Origin of the sequence: Rhizobium laguerreae (assembly GCF_002008165.1) — a bacterium.
Lineage (GTDB): Bacteria > Pseudomonadota > Alphaproteobacteria > Rhizobiales > Rhizobiaceae > Rhizobium > Rhizobium laguerreae.
Window position 1 is genome coordinate 128,540 of record NZ_MRDM01000015.1, and the last position, 21,499, is coordinate 150,038.

Annotated in this window: 13 protein-coding genes and 7 pseudogenes; 13 read left to right on the forward strand and 7 right to left on the reverse strand. The window is 58.2% G+C overall.

The window, feature by feature from the left end; translation table 11 throughout:
- Positions 1–465 precede the first annotated feature (465 nt).
- The 5 genes and pseudogenes from BS630_RS23835 to BS630_RS38445 form a co-directional block, all read right to left on the reverse strand.
- On the reverse strand, positions 466–2,415 hold the full coding sequence (locus tag BS630_RS23835) for a RiPP maturation radical SAM C-methyltransferase (protein WP_011654150.1): 1,950 nt from the start codon (positions 2,413–2,415) through the stop codon (positions 466–468).
- On the reverse strand, positions 2,412–3,902 hold the full coding sequence (locus tag BS630_RS23840) for a radical SAM family RiPP maturation amino acid epimerase (RefSeq protein ID WP_011654151.1): 1,491 nt from the start codon (positions 3,900–3,902) through the stop codon (positions 2,412–2,414). Before BS630_RS23840 ends, BS630_RS23835 begins: the two co-directional genes overlap by 4 nt.
- 37 nt (positions 3,903–3,939) lie before the next feature.
- A complete protein-coding gene (locus tag BS630_RS23845; protein ID WP_028744287.1) occupies positions 3,940–4,296 on the reverse strand; it encodes a Nif11 family protein in 357 nt (118 codons plus the stop codon).
- A gap of 348 nt (positions 4,297–4,644) precedes the next feature.
- A pseudogene (locus BS630_RS38715) lies at positions 4,645–4,708 on the reverse strand (AAA family ATPase); the annotation flags it as partial.
- A gap of 549 nt (positions 4,709–5,257) precedes the next feature.
- Positions 5,258–5,386 (reverse strand): hypothetical protein, encoded by a 129-nt coding sequence (locus tag BS630_RS38445; RefSeq protein ID WP_259671699.1) that lies wholly within the window; start codon positions 5,384–5,386, stop codon positions 5,258–5,260.
- 745 nt (positions 5,387–6,131) lie between these two features.
- Here BS630_RS38445 and BS630_RS38720 point away from each other — a divergent pair.
- The 9 genes and pseudogenes from BS630_RS38720 to repA all read left to right on the forward strand — a co-directional run.
- Positions 6,132–6,195: pseudogene (locus tag BS630_RS38720) on the forward strand (AAA family ATPase); the annotation flags it as partial.
- A 167-nt stretch (positions 6,196–6,362) separates the two neighbouring features.
- A pseudogene (locus tag BS630_RS23855) lies at positions 6,363–7,027 on the forward strand (thiamine pyrophosphate-binding protein); the annotation flags it as partial.
- Between the two features lie 95 nt (positions 7,028–7,122).
- Positions 7,123–8,274: pseudogene (locus BS630_RS23860) on the forward strand (thiamine pyrophosphate-dependent enzyme); the annotation flags it as partial.
- Between the two features lie 57 nt (positions 8,275–8,331).
- Positions 8,332–9,504, forward strand: coding sequence for an iron-containing alcohol dehydrogenase (locus tag BS630_RS23865; RefSeq protein ID WP_011654153.1), 1,173 nt, complete (start codon positions 8,332–8,334; stop codon positions 9,502–9,504).
- Positions 9,505–9,539: 35 nt separating this feature from the next.
- The gene (locus BS630_RS23870) at positions 9,540–10,199 is read left to right on the forward strand and encodes a poly(R)-hydroxyalkanoic acid synthase subunit PhaE (protein ID WP_244432405.1); all 660 of its coding nucleotides are present in this window, start codon (positions 9,540–9,542) and stop codon (positions 10,197–10,199) included.
- Positions 10,200–10,202: 3 nt separating this feature from the next.
- A complete protein-coding gene (phaC, locus tag BS630_RS23875) occupies positions 10,203–11,309 on the forward strand; it encodes a class III poly(R)-hydroxyalkanoic acid synthase subunit PhaC (RefSeq protein WP_011654155.1) in 1,107 nt (368 codons plus the stop codon).
- Positions 11,310–11,828: 519 nt separating this feature from the next.
- The gene (locus BS630_RS23885) at positions 11,829–12,632 is read left to right on the forward strand and encodes a hypothetical protein (protein WP_032993738.1); all 804 of its coding nucleotides are present in this window, start codon (positions 11,829–11,831) and stop codon (positions 12,630–12,632) included.
- A gap of 80 nt (positions 12,633–12,712) precedes the next feature.
- Entirely contained in the window at positions 12,713–12,922 is a 210-nt protein-coding gene (locus BS630_RS23890) for a hypothetical protein (RefSeq protein ID WP_011654158.1), read from the forward strand.
- A 379-nt stretch (positions 12,923–13,301) separates the two neighbouring features.
- A complete protein-coding gene (gene repA / locus BS630_RS23895) occupies positions 13,302–14,549 on the forward strand; it encodes a plasmid partitioning protein RepA (RefSeq protein WP_011654159.1) in 1,248 nt (415 codons plus the stop codon).
- A gap of 900 nt (positions 14,550–15,449) precedes the next feature.
- Here the strand turns inward: repA and BS630_RS23905 are convergent.
- Positions 15,450–16,295, reverse strand: a complete 846-nt coding sequence (locus BS630_RS23905; RefSeq protein WP_028744274.1) for a phosphoribosyltransferase family protein — start codon at positions 16,293–16,295, stop codon at positions 15,450–15,452.
- Positions 16,282–16,923, reverse strand: coding sequence for an HAD family hydrolase (locus tag BS630_RS23910; protein ID WP_011654162.1), 642 nt, complete (start codon positions 16,921–16,923; stop codon positions 16,282–16,284). Before BS630_RS23910 ends, BS630_RS23905 begins: the two co-directional genes overlap by 14 nt.
- A gap of 388 nt (positions 16,924–17,311) precedes the next feature.
- On the opposite strand from BS630_RS23910, the pseudogene BS630_RS38725 reads away from it, so the two are divergent.
- The 4 genes and pseudogenes from BS630_RS38725 to BS630_RS23930 all read left to right on the forward strand — a co-directional run.
- Positions 17,312–17,793: pseudogene (locus BS630_RS38725) on the forward strand (oxygen-independent coproporphyrinogen III oxidase); the annotation flags it as partial.
- 350 nt (positions 17,794–18,143) lie between these two features.
- The gene (locus BS630_RS23920) at positions 18,144–18,401 is read left to right on the forward strand and encodes a hypothetical protein (RefSeq protein ID WP_011654164.1); all 258 of its coding nucleotides are present in this window, start codon (positions 18,144–18,146) and stop codon (positions 18,399–18,401) included.
- Positions 18,402–18,447: 46 nt separating this feature from the next.
- Positions 18,448–20,075, forward strand: a pseudogene (locus BS630_RS23925) (acetolactate synthase large subunit).
- A 121-nt stretch (positions 20,076–20,196) separates the two neighbouring features.
- Positions 20,197–21,370: pseudogene (locus tag BS630_RS23930) on the forward strand (iron-containing alcohol dehydrogenase).
- Positions 21,371–21,499 lie beyond the last annotated feature (129 nt).

A 21,499-nucleotide genomic window follows, 5' to 3' on the forward strand; every position in this document is an offset into this window, starting at 1 on the left:
GCCCGAAACTGTTCAGACAAACCGAACCAGCTCTGTTGTCGGAATTGTTGACCAGCCATTTTCGAGCGCATGGGTGACGAAGACTTCGGCCAGCGTCTTGAATCCCAGACATTATGAGTGCCTAACTTGAGTTGATGCGCCAGCTGGACGAGTTGATGCTGGGTGATGTTTGCGCTTTATGAATTTCAGTCGGTCGAGGGTGCACCCTTTCGACCGGAACAATCATCGGGTCTGAAGTTCGGTTGCGACGAAGCAGCTCGCGGGATGGGGCAACAGAGTGTAGACAAGTTCTTCGAAAACGCGCGTCCGCAATACTGAACGGTCGCTGCCTCATCATGTCGTCGCCATTTAATTTCGCTTCAAATCCAGCAATGCGCTACACGTCCAAGTCTCCGTAAATTGCTACAGGTTCGCTTTGATATTTGTGCCCCATCCCTCGAGTTCCAAGAGCATATGCACGCAACCTTAGCCGCCGACACGTCGGTCTAAATAGCCTCCTGGAAACGCGGTCAGAGCGGGCATTGGCGTACAGGGGTTCCAAAGTGGAAGCCCAACCAAGCGGGCGTCCAGCCGGACAATCAGCTTGCGAGCAATAAGGTCTGCAGTCGCCTCCTCAATCTCCATCAGGCTCGCCCCCTTCAGCTGTCCACCCAGGCGGGCCTCTGGCATGCCTTGATCAGCAGCCAGTAGGATTTCACGCGCCAGGCCCTTGACTCCCTGTTCACGCTCCGCTGCGACCTCACGTGTGTCCTCGACTATAATCTCGTCACCGGTGTCGCGCATCGATAACATGGGTGGCGTGAGGCCGCACCATGCGTCCCCCCAGGCATCCATACCTTGAATAACCGCCTGAACTCCGGGGCGGCGTTTTGCGTCAAGTGCGCGGAAATCGCGGCCGGCATCATCGTCTTCACTGTCTTCGAAGTAGTAAACCTGATCAGCAAGATCGCGCTCAGAGAGCGGATAGACATAGCGATAGGAAGCCGCCGGGCTGAGCGTCAGCCCATATTGGTCGGCTGCGCGATGATAGAGACTGAAGCGCTGGTAGCGCAATCTGACAGCGTGTCCCGGCTGCAGATGATGCAGCAGCGGCAACAAGCGGCCCATTTGAGCGTACCAGGCGTCGCTTTCGCGGGGGAAGCCCCACAGAATACTCCAAATGACCCGCATGCCGAATTGGCGACACCATTTCAGGAGTTGAACATTTTGCGCTGCCGTCGTTCCCTTGCCCATAAGCTTCAAAGCGCGGCTATCCAGGCTCTCGATACCTGGTTGGATGCAGCGGACACCGCCTGCGGCCAACTTCTCGACTTCATCGCGCTTCAAATTGGCTTTGACTTCAAAGAAGATGGCGAGCTTTTCGGGTAGGGCGACGAGGCGAGGCAATGCCTTTTCAACATAGTCATTCGCCAGAATGTTGTCCACGGCCTCGATGCGCGACGTGCCGTAGCGCTTGGACATCTCGATCATCTCCTCTGACGCTTGTGCGGCCGGCTTCTGGCGATACGTCATCAATGCGCCGTTCAAGCCGCAGAACGTGCAGGGGCTGCTGCGCTGCCACCAACAGCCGCGAGAGAACTCCATCGGCAGCCCGGGATGCACGCGGTCGGCATAGAGCGAACTCTGAAGCTCGGCAAAATAATCCGAAAAATCTGGCAGCGGCAGGGCATGCATATTCTCGACCACTGCGCGGTGCACCAAGTCGCCTGTCAGCGTGGCGGGATCGCCGGCCTGGCGATGAGCTGGGCCGAAAACGCCGAACGGCAGGTCGGCTGCTGGGATGTCGCGACCATGAGTGAGGATGTCGCGACAGAGCCCTCCGATCAGTGTGTCGGCCTCCCCCGACACGACGTAGTCGACCCACGGGAACCGCGCATGAGTAGTACGTCCCATCACGGATTCACAATTTGCACCTCCCATGAGGGTGATTAAGCCTGGTGCGAGCTCCCTCAAGCGTCGCAGCAACGCGAGCGAGGGAACATGCTGATTGAATGTTGAGGTACAGCCGACCATAGCCGGCCGTTCCTTCAGTATCTTGCCGCATGTCCAATCGATGAAGCCGCCGATGAGCGAACGCAGCTTGAGGAAATTAGCACGAAGCTCGGCCTCATTATTATGTGGGCACGGATTGCGCCGGAAGTACCGTTCGAGGAACAGGGCGTGGTTGGGTTCGAAGTCGGGAAATGCGACGCCTGCGAACAGCCAGTCAACAAGCGCTTCCTCCGGAGGGGAAGTTTCAAGTAAATTATAGTCGGCGAGGCCAGCGTATTCCAGAAACCAGATATTGGCATAAACTATCCTCGATCTCAGGCCGGCCCGCGTCAGCGCCGACTTCAGCAGGCCAAGCGCCAACGACGGTCGTTCAACTGCTGACATCGGCATGTTCACCAGGAAGATCTGCATATCGGGGCTCATGTCGTGCCCTCGCCACTACGCCAGGCCAAGCGTTCGTCGAGGTCCTCTTCGAGCAACCCTCTTAAGTGCAACTGGTCGAGCTCATCGGCAACTGCTATGGCGCTCGCTCCATCCGTTACGATCTGCGCAACCAACTCCGACGCAGTACAACGGCCACCTGCGATCAGGTCGCCAACGGAGGAGGCGGCGTTGTCGGGCACCTGATACTCAATGTGGCAAGATCGGAGGAGGAAGTGATGGCGCTTGGGCTCGTACTGCAAGTCCCCGCGGAAGCGGATCGGCCGGTTGGGAGGCGGGCTCTCGTGCATGTGGTCATCGATCATGCTCTGGACTTCGTCCCGGAACTCGTCTGACGTTCCGAAGAAACGTTCATCCACGATGCGATAACCGAGAGGCCAACGTCCGCTCGCCGGTACCGGCGTCACCAATTGCACACGCCGCCGCGGCATGTTTACGAGAAAGCCGGAAACGCAGGCGATCGTCGAGTGATCGCTCTCAGATTCCATGGTTGCATCGCCGTTTTTGACTGCGCTGAGTTTCTCCTTTCGCGCGCGGCCGGCGAAAGCTTTTGAACTTCGCATCTCCTTGCCCTGCAGCACGAGTTCAACGCCCATCAGCTCCTCGGGCGAAAATATCGCGTGGATCTGATTGAGTTGAGCAGTGCTCAGCACGGAAAAGCGATTGGTCACGCAGCGGTAGCGTTTGAACAGCTCGAGCACGCGCTTGGTGAGTGCCAGATCCTTGAGAGGCATTGCCGTCGTTGTTTGCGGCAATGTGCCGGTGATTTGATAATAGTCGAAGAGAAAGCGGTCGTAGTCGGGATTATCCATCGGATCTGTGGCGCAATAGCAGAAGCCAGTGCTTGCTGCCGAACCAAACATTTCCCTCGCGACGCCGACCACGCCGCGCCACAGGTGGGCATGGCCTTTGCTATATTCAAAAAAACCTTTGAACCGGCCCGCCGAGAGACCGCAAAACCAGCAGCCCCCGGTGCAGCCTTCGCTCAGCTCGAAAGCAATGACGGGGTGCGTGATCGACTTTGCCGATGAGCCCAAAACGTCATCGCAGCGGCGCATTTGGCGCTCGCGCCAGGCATGGAAACGGGGGGAGGCCACCGACATATTGCCTTGGTCGCGCAGGATGTCGCGATGGCGCACCATCTCGTCCATATACTCACGCCAAGTTACAGCCAATGGCCACGACTTACACTCCGGCGTGCGATAGAATTTCCGGTAGCTGGAATGCCAGAGCGGCAGCATCTCCATCGGGTCGACTTCAATCCCATAGCGTGCGGTTACGCTACGGGGGTTGTCGACGTTCTCCGAAAGCGCGCTCTTGAATGCCGCGTCGCCGGAGAGGCATTCCATGAAGCGCTTAATATTGGCCAGCGTGCGGACCTCTCCAGGTGTCCGCCGGTTAAAGATCTGTCGATAGTGTTCCTTGGCAGAATGCGCCACGAGGTTGACCTCCCATTTCCACTTTCTCATCGGTCCGGGGGTGAATGAGTACCCCCGGACCGTCTGATTAGACGAGGACCGCAGCGACCACGACAATCGCTTCGGCGGCTTCAAAGACCGTCGTTGCCGCTTCTGCCGCCTCAACAGCGGTGGTGGCGGCCACGATGGTCTGGACTGCTTTGATAGAGGTCACAACGTCGGAACGGAGCTTGCCGACAGCTGGATCGGTCTGCTTGTCAGTCATACCACCCGGGCTTCTGGCTTTTATGTAGCTCTTTGCCTCATCGATCGTGAAATCGTAGCCGTGCGCCTTTCCGCTTGCCACCAGTGATGCAAGACCGGTAGCATGCTTTTTCACGTATTCTAGCAGGTTGACGTCTTTCCCCAGATCGCCAACGAAACGCGCAATTTCAGCTTTGGACATCTTTAATCTCCTTCACGTATTCCAGCAGGCTGACGTCTTCCCCAGATCGCCAACGAAACGCTTAGGTTCAGTTTTGGACGTCTTTAATCTCCAGATCGCCTCGAGCTCAGAGAGCCTTGGCCGTGCGTGAAGCATGATACGTCTTCGGCGTCTCTCCAACATCGACATCCTCATCGCGGATGCCGGCGAGCACGGCCGTCGTTTATCAGATTGCGGCATAACAAACCTCCTGACGGTTTAATTACGATGTGACGGTACTAAGTCAACGGCCATTAAGCTGCCGCGCCAACAAAATTACCTGCTCCATCGGAGCAAGGCCTTTCGCGACGGCTTCGGCGGCGGAGACAATTTTGGTAGTGGACTTGCCAATTCCGCCCTTTCCATAGAATGCGATCTGACGCAGAGCTGCCATGCTTGGGGTTCCTTCATGTGTTCGAAGCAATGCGGTTATCCCGCACCGCGGATGCGGCGGCCCATCCGCTGCCTCGCAATAGCTCTCAAGATTCGTGCCAAGCCGGCCGATTTTGCTGACGAACAACTATTCGCTGCTATTTCAGCGATGTGGGCGGAAAATACGCGATTGGGCGAAGACGAATGCGTGTCGCGAAGCTGACAAAGGTGACGACGATGTGGTGGGTTGGCGTGGAGAATTTCGGTTAATCGGGTCATCTGGAACTGCATTTGTCGACTTACGACCCGCGCAGGAAAAAATTAAGCGGAGATCGCATTGTCCCGAATTTTGATAGAGGGGGAGGCTGATCGCCGATGTCTGTCGCAAAGTAGAAGCTTCTAACGCGACCTTCTAAATTAGCACAAAATATACCGGTCTGATGCCCTCGCAAGTGAAGCGTCAACGCCATTTTGGAAGGGCGAACGTCAAGCTGAAGCGAACTGTCGCCGAGCTATCGCTGAACAAGACCGTGCTGCAGGGGTGTCACCTTCGTTCATGCAAGCGTCATGATTATTCAGGTCGCAGGCGCACGGCGAGAGCCTCGCTGAGGTCACCCACACCAACGGGATCGTCCGCCTCCCTGCGCAAGGCCTTGGCATCATCAAGCAGGGAATCGCTGTGTTCGGACTTTTCCTGCATGCCGGACAATCGTCCTTCGGAGATCCTGCTTTCGCCTGACGCTCTTCGCTCAATTACAACGCTCTGGCATAGTGATGGACGAAACGATCGATCAACATGCCGTAAATCCTGTGAAAAAAGGCTTCGTGCCCGAACTCTTTATTCCGAACGGAGCGTGCGGACCTGTCATCATGACCAGCTGCAACAGCACTCCAGGCGCGCAGGGCCGGATACATTTATGAAACGGCAAGCGTCATTTGCTCGACGTCGTGGTCCCTTGAGTGGGGAGAGGCCGCTCAAACATTTTTGGCCGATGGCGGAGCAGGCGCGCGCGCCAGACGGCAACATTATGCAGGGTACCAGATGCGGGACGAGGTTACCTCGTCCTGGTGAATGGGATCGCTCGCCGCGGCGCTTGATCGATGATCCCACCGGAGACAGCGCTATTGGGTAAGTGGGATCGTATCCCAGGGAGTGGTTTAGCGCGATAGCACTGGCCTGCCAGTGTTTTCCGGTGGGGTCGGCTGTTGATGACAATCAACTTACGACATCGTCGTCGCCTTTGTCACCTTCGCGACACGCATTCGTCTTCGCCCAATCCCATATTTTCCGCCCACATCGCTGAAATAGCAGCGAATAATTGTTGGTCAGCTCAATCGGCCGACTTGGCACGAATCTTGAGAGCTATTGCGAGGCAGCGGATGGGCCGCCGCATCCGCGGTGCGGGATAACCGCATTGCTTCGAACACATGAAGGAACCCCAAGCATGGCAGCTCTGCGTCAGATCGCATTCTATGGAAAGGGCGGAATTGGCAAGTCCACTACCAAAATTGTCTCCGCCGCCGAAGCCGTCGCGAAAGGCCTTGCTCCAATGGAGCAGGTAATTTTGTTGGCGCGGCAGCTTAATGGCCGTTGACGTTCCTGCCGAAAAGATCATAATTCGGCAAATGACGGCTTGATTCCATCATATCGCAACTAAACCGTCAGAAGGCATACTATGCCGCAATCTGATAGACGTCGGAAGCGCAAGGTCAAGGGGTCCGACCTTCTTATTCGGGGGCTTGAGGACGAGGGGGTCAAATGCATCTTCGGCATCCCCGGCGAGGAAACCCTCGACATCATGCAATCCATTTGCAAGTCGAAGACGAAGATAAAGTTCGTGACGACCCGCTGCGAGTGGGGCGCGGCCCTCATGGCTGCGAGCTATGGCCGCCTGACTGGCAAGACCGGCGTCTGCCTCGTCACTTGCGGTCCGGGCGTGCTCAACTTGCCCAACGGGGCTGGCTATGCCTTTCTCGGCGGGGCGCCGCTGCTGATGATTGGCGGCCAGAAGCCGATCAAGAGCCGCCCCCAGGCAGGTTTTCAAAGAATCGACGCCGTCGCGGTGATGAAGCCAGTGACCAAGCTCGCAATACAAATCGCATCGGCGCAGTTGATCCCGTCGACGGTCAGGGAGTCCTTCCGCGTCACCCAGGAGGGAAAGCAGGGGCCAGTGTATCTTGAGCTTCCGGACGATATTGCGGCCGAAAAATGCGAGGAGGAGGAGGTCTGATGATTGCGCCGACGCCCCATCACCGCAGCCAAACGTCCGCTTCTGATGTTCGGGGCAGTCGCCTCGCGTCCCCGCTCTACACCGGATTCGCGCAGTTTACGATTCGCACAGGCAGCAATCGAAAGGAATTGACATGACAAGGCAACAAAAGAACACTCGCAGCCCTGAGGGCGAAAAGCGCATGGTCAAGGGGTCCGACCTCCTGCACCAGTTCGGACGGCCGATAGCAAGCGATGCGAAACTCAATCAAATCGCCGCCCGCATCACCGCAGCCAAACGTCCGCTTCTGATATTCGGAGCCGCCGCCTCGCGTGCCGCCGCCTCTCATCTCGGCTTGGCAGCGGATATGGCGCAGTTTGTGATCCGCACCGGCATTCCGTTCCTTGCCACCCAAATGGGCAAGGGCACCGTGTCCGAGAGCTCCCACCTCTATATGGGCACGCCGGCGCTATCCGAAGGCGAGGATGTGCATGAGGTCATCGACAAGGCCGACCTGATCCTCCCGATCGGCCACGACACGACCGAAAAGCCACCGTTCATCATGCGCAAGGGCGGCCAGGAGGTCATTCACATCGCAGAACAGGCGCCACCAGTCGAGCCGGTCTACTTCCCGCAATTCCAGCTCATCGGCGAGATCGGCCATTCGCTGAAGGCGCTGGCCGATCGCCTCGAGGGCAAGCTGCCAAACGCGCAGGCGCTTCTCTACCTACGCAAGCCCATTCTCGAGCGCACCGCCGCGCGGGCGACGGAGGACCGCTTCGCTCTACGTTTGGTCAACGATATAAGCGAGGTGATGACGCCGCATGACAGCATCCTGGTGCTGGACAACGGCCAGTACAAGATCTCGGTCGCTCGCAACTACCAGACCAATGCCCCCAATACGCTGCTGCTCGACAATGCTCTTGCAACGATGGGAGCAGGACTGCCGTCGGGGATTGCGGCCGCGATGCTCAATCCCTTGCACCGCGTCATGGCGCTCTGCGGCGACGGCGGCTTCTTGATGACCAGCCAGGAACTGGAGACGGCCGTCCGCCTCAAGCTCAACCTGGTCATCGTCATCCTGAATAACAAGGACTACGGCATGATCAGCTGTAAGCAGGCCTCCAAGGATTTCAAGAATTTCGGCACCAAATTCGACAATCCGGATTTCGTGAAATTGGCCGAATCCTATCACGCCAAGGGCACGCGCGTCGACCCACGGGACGATCTGGTGCCGGCGCTGGAAGCCGCTTTCGAAGGCGGCGGCGTCCATGTTGTCGAAGTGGCGACCGATTATTCGGATTACAAGCGAGGGCTCACCGACAAGCCGCGCTCGCGCAAAGCGAAACCAACTACGCGCCTGAGCGACCTAGGATAAACCGCCTCGGGCGGCAGGCCCTGCCGCCCGAGAGAGCCAAACAAATGGACCAAACACATGGCCATCACTTTCCAAACCCCGTCCAACATCCGTTTCGGGGCAGGCGCGTCCAGCAAGATCGGCGAGCTCCTCAAGGGCTACAAGGCCGCCCATGTGCTGCTCGTCACCGACGAGAAGGTGCGGGCGGCCGGGCTGACGCGCAATGCGGAAGCGGCGATTGCCGAAGCCGGCATCGCGCTCACCGTGTTCGACGGCGTGGTCGTCGACGCGCCGTCGCATGTCATCGAAGCGGCAGCAGAAATCTGCCGCGAGTGCGGCGTCGACGCTGTCGTGGCGATCGGCGGCGGCAGCGTACTGGATACGGCAAAGCTCGTCGCCTATCTCGCCAAAACCCCGGACAAGCTTGATGATATCTATGGTATCGGCCGTGCCACCGGCGATCGGCTGCCGCTGCTGCTGGTGCCGACCACGGCGGGCACTGGATCGGAAGTGACGCCGATCTCCATCGTTAAGACGCCCAACGACGAGAAGAAGGCGGTGATCTCGCCGCGCCTCATCCCGGACTGGGTGATCCTCGATCCCGTACTGACGCTCGGCCTGCCGCCGCACCTCACCGCCCAGACGGGCATCGACGCCATGGCGCACGCAATCGAGGCCTATACCGGCAAGATCAAGAAGAACCCGACCTCCGACCAGCTCGCGTTGAAGGCGCTGGCGCTGTTGTCGGCCAATCTCAGGAAAGTCTATACGGACGGCTCGGACCTCGAAGCGCGCTTGGACATGCTGTTCGGCTCCATGCTGGCCGGCATGGCGTTTGCCAACTCGCCGGTTGCCGCGGTGCACGCGCTCGCCTATCCGATCGGCGAGATCTTCGATGTCGGGCACGGCCTCTCCGTTGCGCTGGTCCTGCCCTACGTGTTGGAATTCAACCGGCCGGCGGCCGAAGCGCTCTATGCCGAGCTCTCCGACGTTATCCAGCCCGGCTATCGCCGGCAGTCCGATGCGGCGGACGCGGCGGCCTTCATCGCCGAGATCGAGGCGATCTGCCGAGACTGCGGGGTGCCCGGCTCGCTTTCGGCGGTTGGAATCGGCGAAGGCGATCTTTCCAAGCTGGCGAAGGGTGCGATGAAGCACGCGGAGCGCCTACTGGTCAACAATCCGCGCGAGCTCGACGACGATCAGGCCCGGGCGATCTATGCCAAAGCACTTGCGGGAGTGAGCAGGCCATGACCCCGAGCTCGGACGACCAACCGGAATTCTCGCAGATGCTGCTGCGCATGTCGGAAATGTGGCGCAGCAACATCGAGCAGGCAGGGGAGGTTGAAAAATTGTGGTTCAAATCGATGATGCCCTTCATCGCCCCGCGCGCGGCTGACAGCAGCCTGTTTGCCGCCGCGCAGGGCGGCGAGATCTCAAAAACCATCAAGCGCATGGTGGAAGGCCCGCGCCTTGCCGACATGTGGAACCTCGACCAGGTCTACGCTCTGATGGCGGCCTGGATGGACGTGGGCGAGCGCATGGCGGCCTATCACGCCATAGCCTCCGTGCCGTGGAGCAAGGCCTATGAACGCTACAGCGCAACGCTCGCCGACACGAAGGAAGAAGACGCCAAGGATTTCGGCTGGCGCAAGGCCTTCAACAAGTGGAGATACATTGCGAACGAGGAAATGATCAGCAACCTGCGCTCTAAGGATTTCCTCACCGCGCAGCGCGAATTGCTGCTCGCCGCGCTGGACCTGCGCACCTGCCAGCAGCAAATGACCGACAGCGTCGCCAAGCTGTTAGGCGTTCCGAGCCAGCACGACTTCGACGAGCTGACGCGGCAGTTCACGGAACTCAGGCGGGAGCTGCGCGCCAGCATCAGGGCACAGCGCGATGAAGTCGAAGGTGCACGCGGTTTCGCCACACAACCAGGAAAGGGATGAGCGATGACCGAACCCCGCGAAACCGCCTTCACCAGCTTCCTGAAGGATTTCGCCGAGAATGTCGGCAAGTTTCACAAAGGGGCGGACGTGCTCGCCGGCATCCGCGACGAGGATGTCGATGTCGGAGCAACCCCGAAGACGCTCGTCATGCGCCGCGACAAGGTGGAGCTGTTTCGCTACGAGCCGACGGCCAAGCGCACCGTCGAGACGCCGGTCCTCATCGTCTATAGCCTGGTCGGCCGCTACACTATCGCGGACCTCCAGTCCGACCGCTCGCTGGTGCGTAGCCTGCTCGCCGAGGGCACCGACCTTTGGCTGATCGACTGGGGCAAGCCCGGCCGCACCGAGCGCTGGCTGACGATGGACGACTATGTCGACGACTATATCCATGAGGCGGTGCACCGGATCTGCCGCGAGACGGGCCATGACAAGGTAACGCTGCTCGGCATCTGCGAGGGTGGCGTCTTCACCACCTGCTATGCGGCGCTCCACCCGGAGAAGGTCAAGAACCTGGTCCTGACCATCACGCCGATCGACTTCCACGCCGATATCGATGACCCGGCGGCGATTCAAGGCCTCCTCAACATCTGGATGCGCTCGCTTGCGCCCGAGGATATCGACCGCATGGTCGATGCGTTGGGCGTCATCCCCGGCGAATTCATGAGCTCGATATTCTCGCTCATGAGGCCGATGCACTCGCTGATCAAGTACAATGTCGACCTCTTCGACATCGTCGACGACAAGGACCGGCTGATGAACTTCCTGCGCATGGAGAAATGGCTGGCCGACCGGCCGGATCACCCGGGCGCAGCCGGCCGGCAATGGCTGAAGGAGCTCTATCAGGAGAACCGCCTGGTCGAGGGCAGGTTCGAGCTGTCGGGCCGCATCGTCGACCTCCGCGCGATCGACATGCCCGTGCTCAATATCTACGCGCGGGACGACCATATCATTCCGCCCAGCTGTTCCAAGGCGCTCGGCGGCAAGATCGGCAGCGCCGACTATAAGGAGGTTCCGCTTCCGTGCGGGCATGTCGGCCTGTTCGTTTCGAGCAAGACGCAGGACAAGCTCATCAAAATCATACCCGAATGGCTCCGGGCACGGGACGGGTAGCGATGCTCAACAAGATTGTCTCCCCCGCCGATGCCGTCACGATCATCCATCCGGGCGATACAGTCGCCTTTTCCGCTTCGAGGCCGGGATGTCTCCAATATAATACAAAATCCCCTCCGAAAAAGCTCGGAGACTGATGAAACTGCTTGGAGAACAAGATGCACTGGATTTCCAGATTATTTGCAACGGGTGCCGTTTTTACGTTGGCGTCCATACCTCTCGACGGCTCCACTGAGTCTGTCGATGCCAACCTCGCAATCAACAGGCCGGACGAGGCGTCTTGGCGTTTCCTCGCTTATGTCGCTGGTCCCGTCGCGGCGACGCCTGGCAAGGTTTTGTTCGAAACATGGGCTTCGAACGAAGATACATTCACTCCGCACCCGGTTTTTCCGGGCGCCAAAGGTGACCCGTCCTGTGGACAGTCGGGTGCAGCGGCGGAAATCGCCGCTCCCGTGGCCAGCCCGAAAATACTGAGTATTCCAGCCCTCCAGCAGTTGGCTCCGATGGGCCTCGTCCCGCATGGGTCGCCCGACGGGAGCGAAGAAAGTTCGCCGCAACCAGGCGACTTTCGATTACATCGTTTGCAAGCAGCTCTTTACCAAGGCCGGTCTGCGATCCTTCTATAATGCCGGCGGGCCGATCTCAGCTCCTGTCGGCGCCATGGAAGTCAAGGCAAATTGGGTGCCCGCCGATGAGGTCGATAGCGCCGATTATTATGTCAGCGAGGCACCTGACGGGAAGAAATACGCGCTAACCGCCATGCATATCATCAGAAAGGTGCTGCCCGACTGGACCTGGGCAACGTTCGAGCACCAGAACAATCCAGGCCGTTGCGATTATACCGGATGCCGTGATGCCTATGGTGCGCTTGTCACCGACGTGGACGCGAGTGACGTCCGTGATCGGCCCTACAGCGCCTGTGCAAAGAACGACGCACTGAAAGCCATGCTGAGCGCTGCAGGCCTTTCGCCTGTGTGGGAACATTACTGCCTGAAGGGCAGCCAGACCGACTTCGTCTCGGCGACCGGCTTGCCGACGCATCTTGGCAATTCGGTAACGGAGGCTGGATTCGCCGACACTTCGTCCTGCATCACCTGCCATGCGCGTGCCGCCGTCAACGCAAAGGGAATAATGACGACGCCAGCAGGATTTGTCGATCCGCCGATCCCGGCGCTCTGCCCTAATCCATCCGGTTCCTGTAGTCCCAACGGCGCGCCGGATCCGAATTGGTTCTGGACCAATCCCGGCAAGTTCGACCAGGCAGCCGTTGCCATGCAGACGGATTTCATCTGGTCAATTGCTCGCTTTGCAATCGGGGACTAACACCGGCCCCGCCACGACGCTGCCCGAGAAAGCGAACCGCCGAAAGTTGCCCGGCGATGAAGTTATGACCGTCTATCTTCGTGATCGGCGCCCGGTCCGGCATCGCCCCGGCAGCGGAAGGGACCTATAGCCGCGCTGGTTTCGCGGAGGACGACTCTGATCTTGCGCGCGAGCGGCGCAATGTTCTGCGCCAGACCTCTTCTGAATTCAGGCGGCTGGCGCGGATATCGAAGGCCCGGGTTGTGCGCTTCGAGATCATCCTCCGCACCGCAACGATCGTCATGTTGTGACAAGAATCTGGATCGATTCAATTCGCTAGTCCACGTCTTAGGCTAATTGGGACAAGCGGGCCGCACGATCCGCGGCAGGCCATATGGGGTAACGGCGAAGGTCGTGGCACGCTGGGTCGAGTGGTTCATGTGCAGAGGCCCCGGCGGCATGGAGGATTGTTCGTCCCGCCGAACACGAGCCCAAGCCGGTCCCCGGAGCAGATCGCCCAAAAAATCTCGTTCCGCCCTAAGAGGAATAGAGAATAAGAATTCCATGACGAAAGTATGCAGCCGTAAGCTTCCTGGCGCGGAAAACTGCTTGTTGACGGGGACAGATAATGTGGTAAATCGTGACAGAATAAACACGTCATGTACATGAAATGCCGTCACGAGGTCACTGATGCCACGCTCTGAGAATCCACCTCAAATGGAAATCACTTCGGAGCGCATTCAGCGCCTTACCAAAGAACTCTGGGATCGCCTAATCGAGCGGGGGGCAGCTCCTAAATTTCGAGACGACAGGACCCTTCGCTCGTTCTCCTTGGGCGAGGTTGCCGAGATTCTCGGCGTGTCGGGCAGTTATTTACGCCAGTTGTCAATTGATGGGCTGGGGCCAACACCGGAGCTAGGGACCGCAGGACGGCGCTCCTATACGCTTCGACAGATTAACGAACTCCGTGCCTATCTCGCTTCGGCCCGTCAGAAAGAGGCTTTGAAGTTTTGCCCGCGCAGGCGCGAGGGTGAGAAACTACAGATCATCTCAGTAGCCGCCGGCTCCGCAAGCACCACCACATCGCTCTATCTGGCTCAGGGCCTTGCACTTCAAGGATACCGCGTCCTCGCTATAGATCTCGATGCGAATGGCTCATTGTCGAAAATGTTCGGTTATTATTTTCCGGATATCATTTTTTCCGACCACCCTGCGAGCATGTATGCGGCTTTACGCTATGATGACGATCGGGTCAGTGTGCGTTCTGTAATTCAATCAACCCATTTTGATGGTCTTGATTTCGTGCCGGGTACTATCGAGCTCTTCCGGTTCGAACGGCAAAGTAGGCAACGCTACCATAGTGAAAAATTGAGGTATCCAGATGCTAGCATCAGAATGGTGGATGCGCTCAAGGAAGTCGAGGAGGATTACGACGTCGTCGTTATCCACTGTGGAGGTGAAAGCTTTCTGACCGCGGGTGCCTATGAAGCAGCGACCGGCGTGCTGATGACCGTCCGCCCGCAAATGGCTGACATCGCGTCAATGGCCATGTCCGTCGACTATTACTCGCATTCCGTCTCCTTGATCGAAAAAGCTGGGAGGCCCGTAAATCACGATTTCACCAAATATTTGGTGACAAGGCACAATCCGCGTGACGTCTCACAGCAGGAGGCAGTCGCACTACTGCGGGACTCCCTGGGGGATGATCTGTTGACTGCGGCCGTCTGGGAATCGGGCGCGATCCGGCAAGCTTCGATGAAAAACCAATCGTTGTATGAGCTGTCAGCGGGAGAGGTAGGCCGGTCGGCGTACGAGCAAGCGATGGAAACGCTGAATTCCACCAATGCGGAGGTAATGGACATACTATCCAAGATTTGGGGCCGTCCCCCGATGTATGTGGCGAGGGCTTCCCGGACTGCAGGTAAGGCGAGCTCCTAATCCAGGGACTTAGCAAGTGAGCCCACGTACGCAGCGCCTACGCTTGATGTTGTACGGAACCGGCTGAGCTCTTGAAGGCGGCCAACGCCATGGCGGAGGCGGAGGCTCCGAAGCAGACATTCTTTGAGGAAACGGTTATATCATCGACGCCCGCCACGCCGCTTGGTGATTGCCACCGGTCTCGAGGAAATCGAGAGCCGGGTCGCAGATTCCACCGACGAGAATGGCGCCAGACGTCCCAAGGTCGAAAACAGCGTCCGCGAGCCGCTCGGCCCGGTTATGACCGACATGATTGGGATACGATAACCAGGAGCGTGCAACGAGCTAAAAGCTCGTAATTTGTTTAGACCTAATCCGCGTATCGCTATACCGGCCCCGCAGTTCATGTAATGCCGCAATGATGAGGCCTGACACATGACCGCACCCGATGACATGCTCAAAAAAGCTCGATGCCTACTTGCATAGCCGGGAGCATCCCGGCCCAAACACCGCTACAGCCGAACCAATCTTATTTCCGACCTATTCGATCGCGTGGATCGGGTGACTGGCCTAACCCGACCGCGACTGTGACGATCTCAACTCCGCCGGCCATATATTTCTTTTGCAGCTGTATCAGGTCGGGCATCGCCGATGGTCCGCGACATATGGCTTAAAATTCGACGGCGCGCATTTTCCCCGCTGGAATTCGCGGGGGGCACGCCACGCCGCCAATTCTGCACTTTAATTGCAGGAAGCCTGTGACACCATGGACATGGACTAGACCATATTGCTCTCCAAATTATCTACTTAATCGTACGATAAGACCCCAACAAAAAAGGAAACGCTTCGAGCAGCGGCCCCAAGCAAGTATTGTGGGCCGCGAACGCGATGGAACAAAGACAGGTTGTCTAACTCCTTGCACTATCTAGGCGAAGCATGTCTTTTCTCTTTCATAACATTAGCGACATTGCGAATAATATCTATATTTGCCTGATATTTCTGTATTTTGTAATATCCTTCATTTAGACAATTGAAATAAAGAGTCTCAAGATATCGGTAGCTTCTGAATCTCAGGAAATCGTTGTACAGTTCATCTGGATCTGCCGAGAGGATATATTTTATTGTCCGAGCGGTCATGTGATGATTAGGCTCCACCACGATCCGGTTTAGATCCTTGATTGACTTAACGGCGGCAAAATTTAGCTCGGATTCTATGTTAGGACGATCGCCCGTGTATCGGGCAAAATACAGGAAAAATGTTTTGTTCTCTAACTGCTGCTTGCGCATGAGGTGGACCAACTTGTTTTGGTGGGTGCCAGTAATCTTCACGTCGTCGATAAACAAAAGACAACGACCTTCGAAATGTTGCGAGTTGAAGTAGAATTTGTCACCAGCGATCAATGATTTGCGATCCTCTCCTGAAAGAAATCCATAATCGTCCATGTAACTGATCTTTCGCGGGACAGTCGCATATTCCACATGGTTGCCTTTCTCATCAACGATGTGGTTGTTGAGGCGGTCTAGCAAATGCATCGTCATTACATTTGCTGCATTCGGAACGAAATTGAATGGCGACGGAATCATCAGGCAGCGACTGTTCAGTATTGTGGATGCGTGTTTTTCGAAGAACGCGTCTGCAATCTGGTGGCCCATCTCGCGAGCGGCCTCGTCGCAACCAAACTTCAGACGCGAATATTGCTCCGGTCGAAAGGGTGCATCCTCGATTGATTGAAATTCATGAAGCGCAAACTCCTCAAACTGCGTCATAAACAGCCTCTTGAATGTCCTCAGATCTTCCCACCAGGGCGCCGCGCATTCCAGCGCTGCGCGCACCTTGCAGATCGCCGATGGCGTCATCGCCCACATGCAGGATGTTGTCGGCCGCAACGCCGCACGACTTGATGATTTTGTTGAAAAATGCCTCGTTTGGCTTTGCATATCCAAGCAGGTCGGAATAAATTCCGAACCGAAATACACATCCAAAGGTGCTCTCAAGAAAGTTGTGCATCGTAGTGCCGCTAATAAAACTCGAGTTGCTACCAATTGATAGCGTGTACCCGTCTTCTGCCAGCGAATGGACGAACCTCACAGTGGTGTCCAAAACAACTGGTTTGCAATTCTCAAAAACGTGCTCAAACGCCTTTGCGATTAAGCCTGGATCTTTTTGAACATTACAACGCATCATAAGCAGACGAATATTTTCGGACAGGGATGGGGCGTACCCCGTCTCGATCGCGTGTTGGTTAACCCACTTCTTGACCTCCGCGTATGCATTCCTCACAACTGCTTCTTCTCTATCAAAACAGGTGGCGAGAAACTTGGTCCTCATCGGCGCATGACCTGGGTTCGCTGTTACGAGAGTGTTCCAGACGTCAAAAGAAATGTGACTGATCAACGTGGCTCCCCGGGATCTTCGATCTCTCAAACGATGTGTAACTGTGGTTGGTCCCGCAGCCGTTTCGGCTGCGGCGTGTGGGCGGTCCGAAACGATCGGGATGTGCTACTTCCAACTGGCCGGGCTGCCCAATCCGATCCGCCGTACAAGCCGTTCCCCGGATCGGCAACATGGCGGCGAATGCACTCCGCCACTGACCTCTTTCCAAGGGGAGTGTTATCATGGTGTGGCATGGATGGCTCCGTGACGCTATTTTCAGCGTATGACGAGATTAAACCGTCTGAGTCTTAAATCTGTCGCCTTCTTTAGTCAACAATCTGCGTATTTGCCGCGCAACAACTCAACTCGCCACTAGCGGCTGGGGTGAACCGAGCATAGACGTACGGACGTACAGAGCTTCGATCCCGATGTTCAAAAAGCAATTAAACGAAATCCAAGCGAGGAGCTGACGGCGACTGTGGTCAATCAACTGCCCCGCCACGGGATAAGCCTCAATCAATTTTGACTTGATCTACGGTCGTCCAAATCAGACGGTGCAGTCCTGCGTCAACTCCGCAGGAGCTGCTCCCAATGCACCAGTCGATTTGCCGTGTTCGGCTCGCACTGGTCCATCCTTAGGAAAAACCAACGTCTGACGAGGAGGAGGCGCTTGGCTGCCGGGCCTGTCAGCTCGCGGCCGTGGCCAACACCCTGATTGCGGAAGGCTACCTCCCGATCGGCCTCAATTATTTCGCTTTACCGGATGATGAGCTTGCGTTGGCGCAGTAGGCCGCTCCGCCTCTGCGTAACTGGGGGTATTCGGCAGACACCTGCACAACGGTGATCGGCTTCGGCGCGTCAGCTATTCACGGCGTAGGCGACGGCAATGTTGTCGATCTCTCCGGTCAAGGCCGGGAGCGAGTTAACTTGCGGCAGGCAAGTTAACGGGCTTGTCACAGATTCCGCCAGCCGCAGTTATGCGTCGAACGGCCCGCGTTTCATGCTTTGCTAACCTTTTGCAGTCCGAAAGGCGTTGTCGGTGTTCATCCCGGTCGGAGGCTAGTCCGCGCCGGACCGCGGAGCCGAGGAAGTTTGCCTCGATGCGCTCCGACTACAATCCACGAAAACTCAATGAGGTGACGACGGCCGCTTCGTCCATGGAGCGGGCTAAGTTTGTTGGCGGCATTTTTCTGTTGGCTCGTCTAAGCGGTCTATCTATGACATGACGAATTATCGACGGTATGTGGAAGAAAAACCGTCATGGTTTACTGTTTTACGCGCAACAGAAGAGATATGCTCCGAACATTGAGCGGTCGGTCTCGCCAATCCGACCGCAGTGCCTCGCCACCTGCCACCATGTCGGCGAAGGCGAGAAGGCGAACGCCATCCGCAACGCGGTCGAAAAGGTGCTGAACATCGACAATGTCAGGACCGGCGGCCTCGGCGGCAGCGCGACGACCAAGGAATTCACAGCAGCAACTGAAAGGCGGCTGGCATGACAAAAAAGCAGGAAAAGAACCCACCCAGCTCTAAGGGGGGCAACGCATGATTAAGGGTTCCGACCGAGTTGTCGCGGTCCTTGAGAAAATGGGCGCCGAGCGCATCTACGGCGTCCCCGGCGAGGAAATCCTCGACATCATGGAGTCGCTGCGCAAGTCGAAGAAGATCAAGTTCGTGCCGACCCGTACCGAGTGGGGTGCGGCCCTCATGGCCGCCACCGAGGGCCGGCTCACCGGCCGCCCAGGCGTCAGCCTCGCCACCTGCGGCCCGGGCGCACTTAACTTCCCCAACGGCGCTGAGTATGCGCATCTCGGCGGATTTCCGCTGGTGATGATCGCCGGCCAGAAGCCGATCAACAGCAGCCTCCATGGGCACTTTCAGGTCAGCCCCCTCGTCTCCGTGATGGAGGGGCTCACCAAGTACGCAGTGCAGATCGGGTCGGTGCAAATGATCCGGCCAGTCTTCAGTGAGGCGTTCCGCATCGCTCAAGAGGAAAAGCAAGGCCCAGTGTCTGTTGTAATACCGGAAGACATTGCGGCCGAAGATGGTGAGGAGGATGCACTATGACTACGAAGACCCTCGATCGCGCGGTTGAAATGATCCTTGCGGCCAAGCGTCCGCTGATCATGGTGGGCGGGGCGGCAAGCCGCCTCGACCAGCACCCGAACGCCCAAATCCGCGACTTAGTGCAACGCACGCGCATTCCCTTCTTCACCACGCAAATGGGCAAGGGCGTCGTGGCGGAGGACTCCGACCTCTATATGGGCACGGCGGCGCTATCCGAAGGCGACCATGTCCACGAGGCCGTCGACAAGGCCGACTGGATCATCGCGGTCGGCCACGACACGTGCGAAAAGCCTCCGTTCATCATGTCTGAGGGCGGCCCGAAGGTCATTCACATCGCACATCAGCCTGCGACCTTCACACAGGCCTATTGGCCGCAGCTCGAGGTCATCGGCGAGATCGGCGCTTCAGTCGCGGCGCTGGCGGATCGCCTCGAGGGCAAGCTGCTCAATGCCGGCGCGCTACTGCCGCTGCGCGAGGAGATCCTCGCCCTGATTGGCGAGGGTGCCGATGATAAAAGTTGGCCGGTCACCCTGGATCACGTGGTGCACGTTGTAGGCAAGGTCATGCCGGAAGGCAGCATTGTTACGCTCGACAATGGCCTTTACAAGATCCCGTTCGCCCGGAAGTATCGGACCAATCACCCCAATACGCTGCTGCTCGACAACACGCTCGCGACCATGGGCGCCGGCGTGCCCTCAGCGATCGTGGCGGCGATGCTGAATCCCGGGCACCGCGTGATGGCGGTCTGCGGCGACGGCGGCTTTCAGATGACCGGCCAGGAACTGATGACGGCCGTCGAACAAAAGCTCAACCTCGTCGTCCTGATCTTGGACAACGGCGGCTGGGGCATGATCGAAGCGAAGCAAACCGCCAAAGGTTTCCCGAATTACGGTGTCAACTTCCTCAATCCGGATTTCGTGAAACTGGCCGAAGCCTGTGGCGCCAAGGGCACGCGGGTCGAAACGCTGGACGATCCGGTGCCGGCGCTGAAAGCCGCTCTCAAAGGCGGCGGGGTGCATGTGGTCGCAGTGCCGGTCGATGATTCAAAGTACAAGCGACTGCTCGGCGGACTTCGCTCGCCCAAGGCGAAACCGCCGAGCGCCTGAGCAGGCCCGAAATGAACCGCCTCGGGGAGTGCCGGGGCGGTCCACAGCAAGGATCGGCTTTTCAGAGGGGGCGGGCGGCAGGCCCTGCCGCCCGAGAGAGCCAAACAAATGGACCAAACACATGGCCATCACTTTCCAAACCCCGTCCAACATCCGTTTCGGGGAAGGCGCGTCCAGCAAGATCGGCGAGCTCCTCAAGGGCTACAAGGCCGCCCATGTGCTGCTCGTCACCGACGAGAAGGTGCGGGCGGCCGGGCTGACGCGCAATGCGGAAGCGGCGATTGCCGAAGCCGGCATCGCGCGCACCGTGTTCGACGGCGTGGTCGTCGACGCGCCATCGCATGTTATCGAAGCGGCAGCAGAAATCTGCCGCGAGCGCGGCGTCGACGCTGTCGTGGCGATCGGCGGCGGCAGCGCGCTGGATACGGCAAAGCTCGTCGCCTATCTCGCCAAAACCCCGGACAAGCTTGATGATATCTATGGTGTCGACCTTGCCACCGGCGATCGGCTGCCGCTGCTGCTGGTTCCGACCACGGCGGGCACCGGATCGGAAGTGACGCCGATCTCCATCGTTAAGACGCCGAACAACGAGAAGAAGGCGGTGATCTCGCCGCTCCTCATCCCGGACTGGGTGATCCTCGATCCCCAACTGACGCTCGGCCTGCCGCCGCACCTCACCGCTCAGACGGGCATCGACGCCATGGCGCACGCGATCGAGGCCTATACCGGCAAGATCAAGAAGAACCCGACCTCCGACCAGTTCGCGCTGAAGGCGCTGGCGCTGTTGTCGGCCAATCTCAGGAAAGTCTACACGGACGGGCTCGGACCTCGAAGCGCGCTCGGAAATGCTGCTCGGCTCCATGCTGGCCGGCATGGCGTTTGCCAACTCGCCGGTTGCCGCGGTGCACGCGCTCGCCTATCCGATCGGCGAGATCTTCGATGTCGGGTACGGCCTCTCCATTGCGCTGGTCCTGCCCTACGTGTTGGAATTCAACCGGCCGGCGGCCGAAGCGCTCTATGCCGAGCTCTCCGACGTTATCCAGCCCGGCTATCGCCGGCAGTCCGATGCGGCGGACGCGGCGGCCTTCATCGCCGAGATCGAGGCGATCTGCCGAGACTGCGGGGTGCCCGGCTCGCTTTCGGCGGTTGGAATCGGCGAAGGCGATCTTTCCAAGCTGGCGAAGGGTGCGATGAAGCACGCGGAGCGCCTACTGGTCAACAATCCGCGCGAGCTCGACGACGATCAGGCCCGGGCGATCTATGCCAAAGCACTTGCGGGAGCGAGCAGGCCATGACCGAGCTCGGACGACCAACCGGAATCTCCACATTCAACTTACGACATCGTCGTGACCTTTGTCGGCTTCGCAACACCCATTCCACTTCGCCCGATCCCGTATTTTCCGCCCACGTAGCTGAAACAGCAG

What these genes read in the sequence shown, in the direction of transcription:
- BS630_RS23870 (WP_244432405.1), top strand. Translation starts at nt 9,540, where the DNA reads ATGCTGCTGCGCATGTCGGAAATGTGGCGCAGCAACATCGAGCAGGCA.
- phaC (WP_011654155.1), top strand. Translation starts at nt 10,203, where the DNA reads ATGACCGAACCCCGCGAAACCGCCTTCACCAGCTTCCTGAAGGATTTC.
- BS630_RS23920 (WP_011654164.1), top strand. Translation starts at nt 18,144, where the DNA reads ATGTGGAAGAAAAACCGTCATGGTTTACTGTTTTACGCGCAACAGAAG.
- repA (WP_011654159.1), top strand. Translation starts at nt 13,302, where the DNA reads ATGCCACGCTCTGAGAATCCACCTCAAATGGAAATCACTTCGGAGCGC.
- BS630_RS23840 (WP_011654151.1), bottom strand. Translation starts at nt 3,902, where the DNA reads ATGAGAAAGTGGAAATGGGAGGTCAACCTCGTGGCGCATTCTGCCAAG.
- BS630_RS23865 (WP_011654153.1), top strand. Translation starts at nt 8,332, where the DNA reads ATGGCCATCACTTTCCAAACCCCGTCCAACATCCGTTTCGGGGCAGGC.
- BS630_RS38445 (WP_259671699.1), bottom strand. Translation starts at nt 5,386, where the DNA reads ATGCAGGAAAAGTCCGAACACAGCGATTCCCTGCTTGATGATGCCAAG.
- BS630_RS23885 (WP_032993738.1), top strand. Translation starts at nt 11,829, where the DNA reads ATGGGTCGCCCGACGGGAGCGAAGAAAGTTCGCCGCAACCAGGCGACT.
- BS630_RS23905 (WP_028744274.1), bottom strand. Translation starts at nt 16,295, where the DNA reads ATGACGCAGTTTGAGGAGTTTGCGCTTCATGAATTTCAATCAATCGAG.
- BS630_RS23835 (WP_011654150.1), bottom strand. Translation starts at nt 2,415, where the DNA reads ATGAGCCCCGATATGCAGATCTTCCTGGTGAACATGCCGATGTCAGCA.
- BS630_RS23845 (WP_028744287.1), bottom strand. Translation starts at nt 4,296, where the DNA reads ATGTCCAAAGCTGAAATTGCGCGTTTCGTTGGCGATCTGGGGAAAGAC.